The sequence below is a fragment of the Mycobacterium europaeum genome, assembly GCF_034555895.2.
GTDB lineage: Bacteria > Actinomycetota > Actinomycetes > Mycobacteriales > Mycobacteriaceae > Mycobacterium > Mycobacterium europaeum.
This window is the reverse complement of sequence record NZ_CP157315.1, coordinates 5344225-5358122: the sequence shown is the minus strand read 5'-3', so window position 1 is coordinate 5358122 and position 13898 is coordinate 5344225. Positions and strand designations below refer to the sequence as shown.

15 protein-coding genes are annotated in these 13898 nt (G+C 71.2%); 7 read left to right on the top strand and 8 right to left on the bottom strand.

Annotated features, from left to right (window positions below; genetic code table 11):
* The first annotated feature begins 35 nt into the window (after window positions 1-35).
* The 3 genes from U8D42_RS24840 to U8D42_RS24830 are packed head-to-tail and all read left to right on the top strand — an operon-like array spanning window position 36 to window position 2968.
* Complete coding sequence (locus tag U8D42_RS24840; protein WP_322860404.1) at window positions 36-794, top strand: LamB/YcsF family protein; 759 nt, start codon at window positions 36-38, stop codon at window positions 792-794.
* Complete coding sequence (locus U8D42_RS24835; RefSeq protein WP_322860403.1) at window positions 794-1711, top strand: MBL fold metallo-hydrolase; 918 nt, start codon at window positions 794-796, stop codon at window positions 1709-1711. Before U8D42_RS24840 ends, U8D42_RS24835 begins: the two co-directional genes overlap by 1 nt.
* A 15-nt stretch (window positions 1712-1726) precedes the next feature.
* On the top strand, window positions 1727-2968 hold the full coding sequence (locus tag U8D42_RS24830) for an SLC13 family permease (protein WP_322860402.1): 1242 nt from the start codon (window positions 1727-1729) through the stop codon (window positions 2966-2968).
* Here U8D42_RS24830 and U8D42_RS24825 read toward each other — a convergent pair.
* Genes U8D42_RS24825 through carD form a run of 6 tightly spaced genes read right to left on the bottom strand, consistent with a single transcriptional unit; the run spans window position 2965 to window position 8023 of the window.
* Complete coding sequence (locus U8D42_RS24825; protein WP_431523814.1) at window positions 2965-3954, bottom strand: glycerophosphodiester phosphodiesterase; 990 nt, start codon at window positions 3952-3954, stop codon at window positions 2965-2967. The genes U8D42_RS24830 and U8D42_RS24825 overlap by 4 nt on opposite strands.
* The gene (rlmB, locus tag U8D42_RS24820) at window positions 3951-4883 is read right to left on the bottom strand and encodes a 23S rRNA (guanosine(2251)-2'-O)-methyltransferase RlmB (protein WP_322860401.1); all 933 of its coding nucleotides are present in this window, start codon (window positions 4881-4883) and stop codon (window positions 3951-3953) included. Before rlmB ends, U8D42_RS24825 begins: the two co-directional genes overlap by 4 nt.
* Entirely contained in the window at window positions 4884-6302 is a 1419-nt protein-coding gene (gene cysS, locus U8D42_RS24815; RefSeq protein WP_322860400.1) for a cysteine--tRNA ligase, read from the bottom strand.
* Window positions 6303-6352: 50 nt separating this feature from the next.
* Window positions 6353-6835 (bottom strand): 2-C-methyl-D-erythritol 2,4-cyclodiphosphate synthase, encoded by a 483-nt coding sequence (ispF, locus tag U8D42_RS24810; protein ID WP_085239764.1) that lies wholly within the window; start codon window positions 6833-6835, stop codon window positions 6353-6355.
* Window positions 6832-7518 (bottom strand): 2-C-methyl-D-erythritol 4-phosphate cytidylyltransferase, encoded by a 687-nt coding sequence (ispD, locus tag U8D42_RS24805; RefSeq protein WP_322860399.1) that lies wholly within the window; start codon window positions 7516-7518, stop codon window positions 6832-6834. Before ispD ends, ispF begins: the two co-directional genes overlap by 4 nt.
* A gap of 16 nt (window positions 7519-7534) precedes the next feature.
* Complete coding sequence (gene carD, locus U8D42_RS24800; RefSeq protein ID WP_007166539.1) at window positions 7535-8023, bottom strand: RNA polymerase-binding transcription factor CarD; 489 nt, start codon at window positions 8021-8023, stop codon at window positions 7535-7537.
* 297 nt (window positions 8024-8320) lie between these two features.
* Between carD and U8D42_RS24795 the strand changes: the two genes are divergently transcribed.
* From U8D42_RS24795 to disA, 3 genes are read left to right on the top strand one after another with little or no spacing between them, the layout of a single operon-like run.
* On the top strand, window positions 8321-8887 hold the full coding sequence (locus U8D42_RS24795; RefSeq protein WP_431523813.1) for a hypothetical protein: 567 nt from the start codon (window positions 8321-8323) through the stop codon (window positions 8885-8887).
* A 59-nt stretch (window positions 8888-8946) separates the two neighbouring features.
* The gene (radA, locus tag U8D42_RS24790; protein ID WP_322860398.1) at window positions 8947-10377 is read left to right on the top strand and encodes a DNA repair protein RadA; all 1431 of its coding nucleotides are present in this window, start codon (window positions 8947-8949) and stop codon (window positions 10375-10377) included.
* The gene (disA, locus tag U8D42_RS24785) at window positions 10374-11447 is read left to right on the top strand and encodes a DNA integrity scanning diadenylate cyclase DisA (protein ID WP_007166542.1); all 1074 of its coding nucleotides are present in this window, start codon (window positions 10374-10376) and stop codon (window positions 11445-11447) included. Before radA ends, disA begins: the two co-directional genes overlap by 4 nt.
* Here disA and U8D42_RS24780 read toward each other — a convergent pair.
* The gene (locus U8D42_RS24780; RefSeq protein ID WP_322860397.1) at window positions 11444-12247 is read right to left on the bottom strand and encodes a hypothetical protein; all 804 of its coding nucleotides are present in this window, start codon (window positions 12245-12247) and stop codon (window positions 11444-11446) included. The two genes, disA and U8D42_RS24780, sit on opposite strands and share 4 nt — an antisense overlap.
* Window positions 12248-12360: 113 nt before the next feature.
* Window positions 12361-12978 carry a carbonic anhydrase gene (locus tag U8D42_RS24775; protein ID WP_322860396.1) on the bottom strand — a complete coding sequence of 206 codons (618 nt, stop codon included), beginning with the start codon at window positions 12976-12978 and terminating at the stop codon, window positions 12361-12363.
* Between U8D42_RS24775 and U8D42_RS24770 the strand changes: the two genes are divergently transcribed.
* Window positions 12977-13888, top strand: coding sequence for an A/G-specific adenine glycosylase (locus U8D42_RS24770; protein ID WP_322860395.1), 912 nt, complete (start codon window positions 12977-12979; stop codon window positions 13886-13888). The genes U8D42_RS24775 and U8D42_RS24770 overlap by 2 nt on opposite strands.
* Window positions 13889-13898 lie beyond the last annotated feature (10 nt).

Sequence of the window (13898 nt, the reverse complement as noted above, 5' to 3'; positions counted from 1 at the left end):
AGGACGGCGCCGGCGCCGCCCCATAAGCTGGGCGGGTGGCCCGCATCGACCTCAACGCCGACCTGGGCGAGGGCTTCGGCGTCTGGCGCCTCGGCGATGACGACGCCATGCTGCGGATCGTCACCAGCGCCAACGTGGCGTGCGGATTCCATGCCGGGGATCCGGCCGGCCTGCTGCGGGTCTGCCGCTCGGCCGCCGAGCGCGGTGTTCGGATCGGGGCGCAGGTGAGCTATCGCGACCTGGCCGGCTTCGGCAGGCGCTTCATCGACGTCGCCGCCGACGACCTCGTCGCCGATGTGGTGTATCAGATCGGCGCGCTGCAGGCGATCGCGCGCGCGTCGGGCTCCGCGGTTTCCTACGTCAAACCCCATGGTGCGCTGTACAACACGATCGTGACCCACCGCGAACAGGCGGCCGCGGTCGCCGACGCGGTGCGAATGGTGGACCCGGCGCTGCCCGTGCTGGGCCTGGCCGGCTCGGCGTTTTTCGACGAGGCCGCGCGCCGCGGCCTGCGCACGGTGGCCGAGGCCTTCGCCGATCGCGCCTACCGGCCCGACGGCCAGTTGGTGTCGCGCCGCGAGCCCGGCGCGGTGCTGCACGACCCGGCGGCGATCGCCGAGCGCGTGCTGGGCATGGTGACCTCCGGCCGGGTCACCGGCGCCGGCGGCGCGTCCGTCCCGGTCGACGTGGAATCGGTTTGCGTGCATGGTGATTCGCCCGGTGCGGCGCAGATCGCCGCCGCCGTCCGCGATCGGCTGCAGGCCGCGGGTGTCGAGATCGGGGCGTTCGCCTGATGCGGCTCAAACTCGGCCGGCCCGACATCGCACGGTATGCGGACCGGTTCGACGCGCCCGCCGCCGAACCCGGCTCGCTGTCGGTGCTGTGGATGGGCGTGGCGACGCTGCTCGTCGACGACGGGTCGTCGGCGCTGCTGACCGACGGCTACTTCTCCCGGCCCGGCCTGGCCCGGGTGGCCGCCGGCAGGGTGGCGCCGGCGCCGGCCCGCGTGGACGGCTGCCTGGCCCGGGCCAAGGTGTCCCGGCTGGAGGCCGTGATCCCGGTGCACACCCACATCGACCACGCCCTGGATTCCGCGCTGGTGGCCGAACGCACCGGTGCACTGCTGGTCGGCGGTGAGTCGGCGGCCAATGTCGGGCGCGGACACGGGCTGCCCGACGAACGGATCGTCGTCGCCCAGAGCGGCGAGCCGATCACGCTGGGCGCCTACGACGTGACGCTGGTGGAGTCCCATCACTGCCCGCCGGACCGCTTCCCCGGCACCATCGACGCGCCGCTGACCCCGCCGGTCAAGGCCTCCGCCTACCGCTGCGGTGAGGCCTGGTCGGCGCTGGTGCACCACCGGCCGTCGGAGCGGCGGCTGCTGATCCAGGGCAGCGCCGGCTTCGTCGAGGGCGCGCTGGCCGGCCACCGCGCCGACGTCGTCTACCTGTCGGTCGGGCAGCTGGGGCTGCGGCCGCGGTCCTACCTGATCGACTACTGGACCGAGACCGTGCGCGCGGTGGGGGCGCGCCGGGTGCTCCTCATTCACTGGGACGACTTCTTCCGGCCGCTGTCGAAACCGCTGCGGGCGTTGCCCTATGCGGGCGACGACCTCGACGTGTCGGTCCGCATCCTCGACGAGCTGGCCGCGCACGACGGTGTCGCGCTGCACCTGCCGACGGTGTGGCGGCGCGAGGACCCCTGGGCGTGAAGCGGCCTTAAGACATTGACCCTGACACTTGCGCTGGCGCTGCTCGCTGCCGTCCTGGCGTTCGCGGTGGTGCGTCCGCAGGGCCTGCCGGAGGCGGTGGCGGCCGTTCCCGCGGCGCTCGTCCTGGTCGCGGTCGGCGCCATCTCGGTGCGCCAGGCGGCCGACGAGGTGGCCGGGTTGTCGGGGGTGGTCGGGTTTTTGGGCGCGGTGCTGGTGCTGGCCAAGCTGTGCGACGACGAGGGCCTGTTCGAGGCCGCGGGCGCCGCGATCGCGCGCGGCCGCGTCGGGTCGGGCGGCCTGCTGCTGCGGGTGTTCGTCATCGCCTCCCTGATCACCGCCGTGCTGAGCCTGGACACCGCGGTGGTGTTGCTGACGCCGGTGGTGCTGGCCGCCGTCCGCCGGCTGAAGACACCGGTGCGGCCGTACGCCTATGCCACCGCGCACCTGGCCAACGGCGCCTCCCTGCTGCTGCCGGTGTCGAACCTGACCAACTTGCTGGCGTTCCACACCGCCGGCCTGTCGTTCACGCGGTTCACCCTGTTGATGGCCTTGCCGTGGCTGGGCGCGGTGATCACGCTGTACGCGATATTCCGCTGGTTCTTCGCGGGCGACCTGCGTGTGCAGCCCGAACCGGAGGACGACGGGCAGGCGCCGCGGCCGCCGGTGTTCGTGTTGGTGGTCGTCGGGCTGACGCTGGCCGGGTTCGCGGTGGCCCAGTCCGTCGGGGTGGCCCCGGCCTGGGTGGCGCTCGCCGGCGCCGCCGCGCTGGCCGTGCGCAGCCTGAACCGCGGGCACACCTCGGTGGTGGACATCGCGCGCTCGGTGCACGTGTCGTTCCTGGTGTTCGTGCTGGCGCTCGGTGTCGTGGTGCGGGCGGTCATGGTCAACGGCATGGACAGGGCGATGTCGGCGGTGCTGCCGTCCGGTTCGACGCTGCCCGCGCTGCTGGCCATCGCCGCGGTGGCCGCCGTGCTGGCCAACGTGGTGAACAACCTGCCCGCCACCCTGGTGCTGCTGCCGCTGGTCGCCCCGAGCGGGCCGGTCGCCATCCTGGCCGTCCTGCTCGGGGTGAACATCGGACCGAACCTGACCTACGTCGGTTCGCTGTCGAACCTGTTGTGGCGGCGCGTGCTTCGCCAGCACGATGTCGATGCCGGCGTCGGGGAATACACCCGGCTCGGGCTGTGCACGGTGCCCGTGTCCCTGGTGGTCGCGGTGGTCGCGCTGTGGGCGTCGGCGCGCCTGCTCGGCGGCTAACCGCGGTGGTAGGCCGGCGGCAGCGGCATTCCGAGTTCGGCCATCACGCCGCGCAGCAGCGTCGGGAAGTCGGTGATGAGTCCGTCGACCCCGTCGGCGATCTGTTCGCGCATGCCGGCCGCGTCATCGACGGTCCACGGGATCACTTCCAACCCCAGCGAATGGGCGCGGTCGACATAGGGTTTGCCCGTGACGAGGCGGTAGTCGGGCGAGATGATGTCGGCGCCCACCAGCTTCGCCCCGAGCATCGGGTCATTGATGGCGGCCGGGTTCTCCCCCGCGAGCCATGGCGAATCCGGCACCCAGGTGTCCTGGCTGTACAACGCCACCAACGGAATTGACGGCTCGTCCCGGCGCACCATCGGCAGGGTGCGCCAGTCGAAGCTTTGTATCTCCACCCGGCCGACTTTGCCGGCTGACCTGACCGCCGCCAGTATCACGTCGACGAACTGCCGGGGATCGGCCGACGTGCCGGGGTGGTCGGCCGCCACCTTCGTCTCGATGTTGTAGCGCACCGCGGCGCGGTAGGAATCGGCGAGGTCGAACACCTCCGGCAGGATGGCTATCTTGTTGCCCCGTACCACCTCGGCGTCGGGAAACTCCGCCAGCCGCCGCCCGCAGTCGAGCGTGCGGATCTGCGCCAGGGTGAGCTCGTGCACCAGCTTGCCGACGTAGGGATACTGCGGATCGCCGGCGAACGCGGGTCCGGTGTCGGTGCATTTCTGGGCGTCGATCGTCGGGTCGTGCCACACCAGCGGCTGGGCGTCCTTGGTGAGGTTGATGTCGAGTTCGAGTGTGCTGACGCCCAATTCGAGTGATTTGGCGAAGGCCCGCAACGACTCCTCGGTGGTCTCGCCGCGTCCGCCGCGATGCGCCTGTAGGTCGAAGGCGGCCGCTTGCGCCGGGGCCGCCGCCGGCGGCGCGAGCACCGCCAGCGTCAGCAGTACCGCACCCAGGCGCGCGAGCCGGGCGCGCACCGGAGTCAAACCCTGCGCTGGCGGGCGATCTCGGCGAGCACCACCCCGGCGGCGACCGAGGCGTTCAGCGATTCGGCGTGCCCGGCCATCGGGATGGACACCACCTCGTCGCAGTTCTGCCGTACCAGCCGCGACAACCCCTTGCCCTCGGACCCGACGACCACCACCAGCGGGTCGGCGCCGTCCACGTCGTCGACCACGGTGTCGCCGTCGGCGTCCAGGCCGATCACCCGGATTCCGCGATCGGCCCAATCCTTCAGCGTGCGAGTGAGATTCGTGGCCCTGGCGACCGGGATGCGGGCCGCGGCGCCGGCGCTGGTGCGCCACGCCACCGCCGTCACCGACGCCGAACGCCGCTGCGGGATCAGCACGCCGTGGCCGCCGAACGCCGCGACCGAACGCACGATCGCGCCCAGGTTGCGGGGATCGGAGATGTTGTCCAACGCCACCAACAGGGCGGGCGGCGAGCTCATCGCCGCCGCCAGCAGGTCGTCGGGATGGGCGTAGCGGTACGGCGGCACCTGCAACGCGATGCCCTGGTGCAGGTGGTTGGCGGTCATCCGGTCCAGGTCGGCACGCGGCACCTCGAGGATAGAGATGCCCGAATCCGCCGCCCGGGCAACGCTTTCGGTGACGCGTTCATCGGCCTCGGTGCCCAGGGCCACGTAGAGCGCGGTCGCCGGGACACCGGCGCGCAGGCACTCCAGCACGGGGTTGCGGCCGAGCACGGTCTCCGTCTCGTCGGTGGGCCGCTTGGTGGGCCGCCGCGGCTGGGACTGGGCGCGCTTGGCCGCGGGATGGTTGGGACGCAGGTGCGCCGGCGGCGTGGGACCGCGTCCCTCCAGCGCCCGGCGGCGCTGGCCGCCCGAGCCCACGGTGGCCCCCTTCTTGGTGCCCGCTTTGCGTACCGCCCCGCGGCGCTTCGAATTGCCGGCCATCTAGTTATCGCGCTGCTCTTCGCGGGCCGACAGCTCCCACTGCGGTCCGTCGGCGGTGTCGGTGACCTCGATACCGGCGAGCTTCAGCCGCTCGCGGATCTCGTCGGCGAGCGCCCAATCGCGTTGTTCGCGGGCCTTTTCCCGGTTCTCCAACTCGGCCCGCACCAGCACCTCGACGGCCGCCAGAGCCGCCGACGTCTCGTCGCGGGTTTCCCAACGCTCGTCGAGCGGGTCGCAGCCCAGGATGCCCATCATGGCGCGGATCGCGCGCGCATGCTGCAGCGCGCCGTCGTGATCGCCGGTGTCGAGGGCCCGGTTGCCCTCGGCCCGGGAGTGGTGCACCTCGGCGAGCGCCGCCGGCACCGCCAAGTCGTCGTCGAGCGCCTCGGCGAACCGCGGGGTCGGATCGCCGGGCTCGACGCCACCGACCCGGACCCGGACGCGGTGCAGGAATTCCTCCACGCCCACATAGGCTTTCACCGCATCCTGCAGGGCGGTGTCGGAGAATTCCAGCATCGAGCGGTAATGGGCGCTGCCCAGGTAGTAACGCAACTCCGCCGGCCTTACCCGCTGCAACAACGCCGGGATGGCCAGCACGTTGCCCAGTGATTTGCTCATCTTCTCGCCGCCCATGGTGACCCAGCCGTTGTGCAGCCAGTACCGGGCGAATCCGTCACCGGCGGCACGGCTCTGCGCGATCTCGTTCTCGTGGTGCGGGAAGACCAGGTCCATCCCGCCGCAATGGATGTCGAACTCCGGCCCCAGATAGGTCCGCGCCATCGCCGAGCATTCCAGGTGCCAGCCCGGGCGCCCGCGCCCCCAGGGCGTGGGCCACGACGGCTCGCCGGGCTTGGCGGCCTTCCACAGCGTGAAGTCTCGCTGGTCGCGCTTGCAGGTGGCCACACCCTCGCCCTGGTGGACGTCGTCGATCTTGTGCCCGGACAGCTGGCCGTACTCCGGATAGCTGAGCACGTCGAAGTAGACGTCGCCCCCCGCGGGGTAGGCGTGGCCGGTTTCGATCAGGCGGTCCATCAATTCGACCATCTGGGTGATGTGCCCGGTGGCGCGCGGCTCGGCCGACGGCGGCAAGACGTCCAGGGCGTCGTAGGCGGCGCTGAACGCGCGCTCGTAGGTGGCCGCCCACTCCCACCACGGTCGGTCCGCCGCGGCGGCCTTGTTGAGGATCTTGTCGTCGATGTCGGTGACGTTGCGGATGAACGCGACGTCGCAGCCGCGGGCCATCAGCCAGCGGCGCAGGATGTCGAAGGCCACGCCGCTGCGGACATGGCCGATGTGCGGCAGGCCCTGAACCGTGGCGCCACACAGGTAGATGGAGACGTGGCCCTCGCGCAGCGGGACGAAATCACGCACGGCACCGGCGGCGGTGTCGTGTAGCCGCAAGCGGGCGCGATCGGTCACGACGTGCCAGCTTACCGGGTGGTTCCGGGGTGCCCGGCGCTGCGCGGGCCTTATCCGACCGGGATCACCAATGCGGTGGCGATGGCGGCGCGGCCCTCGCCGCGACCGGTCAGCCCCAGCCCGTCGGTCGTCGTCGCCGACACCGAGACCGGAGCCCCCAGCAATTCCGAGAGCACGCGTTGCGCCTCGGCGCGGCGCGGGCCGATCCTCGGCTCGTTGCCGACCAACTGCACCGCGGCGTTCCCGATCCGAAAGCCGTCGCCCGCCACCAGGCCGGCGACGTGGCGCAGCATCCCGGCGCCGCTGACGCCCTTCCAGCGCGGGTCGTCGACCCCGAAGACCGCGCCGATGTCGCCCAGCCCCGCGGCCGACAACAGCGCGTCGCACAGCGCGTGCGCCCCCACGTCGCCGTCGGAGTGACCGGCGCAGCCGTCGGCGCCGGGAAACAGCAGGCCCACCAGCCAGCACGGCCGGCCGGGTTCGACCGGGTGGACGTCGACGCCCAGCCCGACCCTTGGCAGCGGCTCGCTCACCGGCGCACGACCGCTTCGGCCAGCAGCAGATCGAGCTGGGTGGTGATCTTGAACGCCAGCGGGTCGCCGTCGACCACCTGGACCTGGCCGCCGACATGCTCGACCAGCGAGGCGTCGTCGGTGACATCGGCGGTGCCGGCGCGCTGGTAGGCCCGCAACAGCAGCTCGCGCGCGAAGCCTTGCGGCGTCTGCACGGCGCGCAGGCCGGCCCGCTCGGGCGTGCCCAGGACCACCCCGTTGGCGTCCACGGCCTTGATGGTGTCATGCAGCGGCAGCGCGGGCACGACGGCGTTGTGCCCGGCCCGCAGCGCGTCCACCACCCGCGCGATCAGCGCGGGCGGCGTCAGGGCGCGGGCGGCGTCGTGCACCAGCACGTACTCGGGATCACCGGCGAGGGCCGTGAGCGCCAGGCTCACCGATGTGGTTCGGTCGGGCCCGCCGGCGACGACGGTCGCTCGCCCGCCCAGCGCCCCTTTGGCCTCATCGACCCGGGACGCCGGCACGGCCACCACGACGTGGTCGACGACTCCGGATTCCAGCAAACCGCCGACGGCGCGGTCCAGCAGGGTGCGCCCGGCGACCTCACAGAATGCCTTCGGGATGCCGGCGCCCAGTCGTTCGCCCGAGCCTGCGGCCGGAACCACCGCGACGACCGTGCCCGAGGGGGACGTCCCCGTGACCACCGCAGCGTCAGAGCGTTCAGGAAGCGGCGGCCAGAACCTCGTCGAGGATGGTTTCCGCCTTGGCGTCGTCGGTGCTCTCGGCGAGCGCCAATTCACCGACCAGGATCTGCCGGGCCTTGGCCAGCATGCGCTTCTCGCCGGCGGACAGACCGCGTTCCTGGTCGCGGCGCCACAGGTCGCGAACCACCTCGGCCACCTTGTTGACATCGCCGGAGGCCAGCTTTTCCAGGTTGGCCTTGTAGCGGCGCGACCAGTTGGTCGGCTCTTCGGTGTGCGGAGCCCGCAACACCTGGAACACCTTGTCGAGGCCTTCCTGGCCGACGACGTCGCGGACGCCGACGTACTCGGCGTTATCGGCGGGAACTCGAACGGTCAGGTCTCCCTGCGCCACCTTCAAGACGAGATATTCCTTTTGTTCCCCTTTGATGGTGCGGGTTTCAATCGCCTCGACTAACGCAGCACCGTGATGCGGGTAAACAACGGTGTCGCCGACCTTGAAGATCATCTGATTCGAGCCCCTTTCGTTACTTCAGTCTAACACGGCCGCCCAATCGCGCGAGGAGCAACGATGCAGGTCAGGGGCACAACACGCGCAGATTAGGGGTTGACACGGGGAGCAGAACGTGCAGTGACGCACATTACCAATGCGCTCAACCGGCCCCGAGAGCGGCCCCCACGCGGCCCCGAGGGACCACGGGGAAGGGCTGCAGGGCTGGTCTCGCGCCCCGCGCTACCGTCCGCGAAACCTTCCTACTACTGTGCATAGTTGCATCAGTCGAACCGGCCCAGCAGGAGGCATTGAGTGAACCGCTTCGAGACGAGCCTCCCCGTCCGCCTGTCCCCGCCGACCGTCCGGGCCGCGCTCGTCGGCCTCGTCGCGGTGGTCTCCCTTCTGCTCAGCGGTTGCGGGGCCGGCCAGGTCTCGCAGATGGCCGTCCAGGAGCCCGCGATCAACGGCAACAAGGTCACCTTCAAGAACGTGGCGCTGCGCGACATCCGTATCCAGGCCCCGCAGACCGGCGACTCCATCCAGGCGGGGCGGGCGGTGGACCTGTTGTTGGTGGCCATCAACCAATCGCCCGACACCCCGGACAGGCTGGTGAGCATCACCAGCGACATCGGCGCGGTGGCGTTGAGCGGAGACGGTCGACTGCCCGCCGGCGGCATGCTGCTGATCGGTACGCCGGAGGGCCAGAAGGTGCCGCCGGGCCCCATGGGTTCCAACAACTCGGCCAAGGCGACCGTCATGCTCGCCAAGCCGATCAGCAACGGCCTGCTGTACAACTTCACCTTCAACTTCGAGAAGGCCGGTCAGGCCACCGTGCTGGTCCCGGTTTCGGCCGGGCTGGTCCCGCCGCAGCAAAGCTAGACGGGCGTATCCGCCTGTCATAGCGGGGACTTGTCGTACCGCCCCGATACCGTCATGGGGTGGCTAATCCGCGCTCCCAATACCGCTGCTCCGAATGCCAGCACGTCACCGCCAAGTGGGTGGGCCGCTGCCTGGAATGCGGCACCTGGGGCACCGTAGACGAGGCGCCGGTGCTGAGCGCGGTCGGCGGCCGTCGCACCAGGATCGCTTCGGCTTCGGCCTCGCGCGCGGTCCCGATCACTTCCGTCGAACCCAATGCCAGCCAACACCGCTCGACGGGCATCGGAGAACTCGACCGCGTGCTCGGCGGCGGGGTGGTGCCCGGTTCGGTCACGCTGCTGGCGGGCGATCCCGGCGTGGGCAAGTCGACGCTGCTGCTCAAGGTGGCCCACCGCTGGGCGCTGTCGGGCCGGCGCGCGCTCTACATTTCCGGTGAGGAGTCGGCCGGCCAGATCCGGCTGCGCGCGGACCGGATCGGCTGCGGAGCCGAGGAGGTCTATCTGGCCGCCGAATCCGACGTGCACACGGTGCTGGACCACATCTCGACGGTGCGGCCCGCGCTGGTGATCGTGGACTCGGTGCAGACCATGTCGACGACGGAGGCCGACGGCGTGGCCGGTGGGGTCACGCAGGTGCGCGCGGTCACCGCCACGCTGACCGCGGCCGCGAAGGCCAACGGCGTCGCGCTGATCCTGGTCGGCCACGTCACCAAGGACGGGGCCATCGCCGGTCCGCGCTCCCTGGAGCATCTGGTCGACGTGGTGCTGCACTTCGAGGGGGACCGCAACGGATCGCTGCGCATGGTGCGCGGGATCAAGAACCGGTTCGGCGCGGCCGACGAGGTCGGCTGTTTCATGCTGCAGGACAACGGGATCGAGGACGTGTCGGACCCGTCGAACCTCTTCCTGGATCAGCGGCCGGCGCCGGTCCCCGGGACGGCGATCACCGTGACGCTGGACGGCAAGCGGCCGCTCATCGGGGAGGTCCAGGCGCTGCTGGCGACCCCGGGGGGCGGCTCGCCGCGCCGCGCCGTCAGCGGCATCGACCACTCGCGGGCCGCGATGATCAGCGCCGTGCTGGAGAAGCACGGCAGGCTGGCCGTCGGTGTCAGCGACATCTACCTGTCCACCGTCGGCGGCATGCGGTTGACCGACCCCTCTTCGGATCTGGCCGTCGCAATGGCGCTGGCCTCGGCATACTCCGGCCTGCCGTTGCCGACGACGGCGGTGATGATCGGCGAGGTGGGGCTGGCGGGCGACCTGCGGCGGGTCGGCGGGATGGAACGGCGGCTGGGCGAGGCCGCGCGCCAGGGATTCAGCATCGCGCTCATCCCCGACGGTGACGACCCCCGGCGCGAGATAGTCCCCAGCGGGATGCGGGCGCTGCGGGCACCGACCATTGTCGCGGCGCTGCAACACATGAAAGCCATCGCCGAGCCGCGCAGTGGCTGGACGCACAACGTGCTGGGGCCGCACAATGACACGCTGTGACTCGTCCGACACTGCGTGAGACCGTCGCCCGCCTGGCACCGGGCACCGGGCTACGGGACGGCCTGGAGCGCATCCTGCGTGGCCGCACCGGCGCGCTGATCGTCCTCGGCAACGACGAAAACGTCGAGGCCATCTGTGACGGCGGCTTCGCGCTGGACGTCCGGTACGCGCCCACCCGGCTGCGCGAGCTGGCGAAGATGGACGGCGCGGTGGTGCTGTCCACCGACGGCAGCCGCATCGTGCGCGCCAACGTGCAGCTGGTGCCGGACCCGTCGATACCCACCGACGAATCGGGGACGCGGCACCGCTCGGCGGAACGGGCGGCGATCCAGACCGGCTACCCGGTGATCTCGGTGAGCCACTCGATGAACATCGTGACCGTCTACGTGGGCGGGGAACGCCACGTGGTGGCGGATTCGGCGACCATCCTGTCGCGGGCCAACCAGGCGATCGCGACCCTGGAACGGTACAAGACCAGGCTCGACGAGGTCAGCCGGCAACTCTCGCTCGCCGAGATCGAGGATTTCGTCACGCTGCGCGACGTGATGACGGTGGTGCAGCGGCTCGAGCTGGTCCGGCGCATCGGCCTGGTGATCGACGACGACGTCGTCGAGCTGGGCACCGACGGGCGCCAGCTGCGGCTGCAGCTCGACGAGCTGCTGGGCGGCAACGACATCGCGCGGGAGCTGACCGTGCGCGACTACCACGCCAGCCCCGAGCCGCTGTCCAAAGCGCAGATGACCGCGACCCTCGACGAGCTCGACGCCCTCTCGGACACCGAGCTACTCGAACTCACCGCCCTGGCAAAGGTTTTCGGCTATCCGACGACGGCGGAGGCGCAGGACTCGGCGGTCAGCCCGCGCGGCTACCGCGCGCTGGCCAGCATCCCCCGGCTGCAGTTCGCCCACTCCGACCTGCTGGTCCGGTCGTTCGGGACGCTGCAGGGCCTGCTGGCGGCCAGCGCCGGCGACCTGCAGTCGGTGGAGGGCATCGGCGCGATGTGGGCCCGCCACGTGCGGGAGGGGCTGTCGCAGCTCGCGGAGTCGACTATCGCCGACCCGCTCAGTTAGCCGGCCGGGATCGGCGCGGCCGGCGGCGCCTCGGGCGGCGGCGCGACGGCCGGTTGGCCCGGCCCCGGGCCCGGCGGCGGTGGCGGCTGATTCATGATGAACGGAACGGGCTGCGAACGCAGGTTGCCCAGCTGCACCACGAGGTTGTAGGTGCCCGGGCCGATCGCCGGCCGCGGCAGCGGGCAGTGCGGCGCCGAGCCCATCCCCGTCCACGTCACCGCGGTCGTCACCTGCTCGCCCGGGGTGAACGTCTTGATCAGCGTCTCGTTGGACGGCGCGCAGTCCAGGTTGGACCACAGCCGCTTGTTGTCCAGCGAGTACACGTAGGCCGCCAGCACGGCGGCTCCCACGTCACGCTTGCACGCCACCAGGCCGATGTTGGTGACGACCATGGTGAACTTCGGCTGATCACCGATGAAGTACTGGGGCGCGTTGGTCAGGCCCTTGACGGCCAGCGTCGAATCGGGGCAGTCGTCGCCCTCTTTCAGCACCGGCGGCGGCTGCACCGCGGCGGTCGGGGTGGGCATCTCGGGGTTCTGCCCCTGTTGCGGCACGGCCGGGTTGGGCTGCTCCCCGGGGGCCGCCGGCGGAGGCGCCTGCGGCGCGGGCGAACTGGGCTTGCTCTGAGCGGAATTGGGCTTGCCGACACTGGCGGGCTTGGCGCCCGAGTTGTGTCCCATGAAGGCGATGACCGCGGCGACCACGATCCCGACGACGACGACCGCGACACCCACGGCCAGGCCACGGCGCCGCCAATAGATCTCGGTGGGTAGCGGGCCACGCGGTTCCAGATCCAGCACGTTTGCAGCGTAAGCCCAGGTCACGTCGAGTTGTCTGACCCGCCCCGGCGTGTCGCGGTGTTTGCTGGCTGACCGTCGTGTAAATGACGGCCAGAAAGCGGCTCACTCCCCCGCTATTCGCCGATGTCGCCGACGTGGTCGACCAGCACGGCCCGGCCGTCGGCCAGGTGGTAGGTGGCGCCGGCGATCGCCAGGGTGCCCGCGGCCACCCGCTCGGCGATCGCGGACGAACGCGACATGAGCTGGGCGACCGTCTCGCGCACGTGGCGCTCCTCGAACTCGTCGACCCGGGTCAGGCCGTCGCGGCGGCCCATCAGGATCGAGGGCGCGACCCGCTCCACCACGTCTCGCACGAAACCGCTCGGCACCGAACCGTCGTTGATGGCGGCCAGGGCGGCCTTGACGGCGCCGCAGCTGTCATGGCCCAGGACGACGATGAGCGGCACCTCGAGCACGACCACCGCGAACTCGATCGAGCCCAGCACCGCCGAGTCGATGGCCTGCCCGGCGGTGCGCACCACGAACATGTCGCCGAGGCCCTGGTCGAAGATGAGCTCGGCCGCAACCCTGCTGTCCGCGCAGCCGAACACCACCGCGGTGGGCGTCTGCCCGCCGGCCAGGCGGGCACGGTGTTCGACACTCTGGCTCGGATGCTGCGGCTTCCCGGCGACGAATCGCTCGTTACCCTCTTTGAGTGCTTTCCATGCGGTTACCGGACTGGTGTTAGGCATGGCTGACATCATGCCGCATCCGCCGGTGGACGGCCCGAAACACATATCAGTTACCGACCTTCTTGACTGGTACGAACGATCGCGCCGCGACCTGCCCTGGCGGGAGCCCGGCGTCAGCGCGTGGCAGATCCTGGTCAGCGAATTCATGTTGCAGCAGACGCCGGTGTCGCGGGTGCTACCGGTCTGGACGGACTGGGTGTCCCGGTGGCCCACCCCGTCGGCGACCGCCGCGGCCAGCGCCGCCGACGTGCTGCGGGCCTGGGGCAAGCTGGGTTACCCGAGGCGGGCCAAGCGTTTGCACGAATGCGCGACCGTCATCGCGCGCGAGCACGACGACGTCGTCCCCGCCGACGTCGACACCCTGCTCACCCTGCCCGGCATCGGCAGCTACACCGCCCGCGCGATCGCTTGCTTCGCCTACCGCCAACGGGTTCCGGTGGTCGACACCAACGTGCGCCGGGTGGTCGCCCGGGCCGTGCACGGGCGGGCCGACGCCGGCAACCCGTCCGCGACGCGCGACCACGCCGACGTCGACGCCCTGCTGCCGGCCGACGATGCGGCGCCGCGGTTTTCGGTGGCCCTGATGGAGCTGGGCGCGACGGTGTGCACCGCACGGGCGCCGCGGTGCGGGTTGTGCCCGCTTGCCCGGTGCGCGTGGCGGGAGGCCGGATACGCCCCGGCGCAGGGGCCGGCCCGGCGGGTACAGACCTACGCCGGAACCGACCGTCAGGTCCGCGGCAGGCTGCTGGATGTGTTGCGCGCCAACGACTCTCCGGTCACCCGGGCGGATCTCGACGTGGCGTGGCTGACCGACACCGCCCAACGCGACCGCGCGCTGGATTCGCTGCTGGCCGACGGCCTGGTGACCCGGACGACCGACGGCCGATTCGCGCTGCTGGGCGAGGCGTAGCGGCCGCGCG

Bases quoted from the DNA above. Each gene is read 5' to 3' on its own strand.
- U8D42_RS24770 (WP_322860395.1), top strand. From the start codon at position 12,977: ATGGCTGACATCATGCCGCATCCGCCGGTGGACGGCCCGAAACACATA.
- U8D42_RS24835 (WP_322860403.1), top strand. From the start codon at position 794: ATGCGGCTCAAACTCGGCCGGCCCGACATCGCACGGTATGCGGACCGG.
- carD (WP_007166539.1), bottom strand. From the start codon at position 8,023: ATGATCTTCAAGGTCGGCGACACCGTTGTTTACCCGCATCACGGTGCT.
- rlmB (WP_322860401.1), bottom strand. From the start codon at position 4,883: ATGGCCGGCAATTCGAAGCGCCGCGGGGCGGTACGCAAAGCGGGCACC.
- U8D42_RS24775 (WP_322860396.1), bottom strand. From the start codon at position 12,978: ATGCCTAACACCAGTCCGGTAACCGCATGGAAAGCACTCAAAGAGGGT.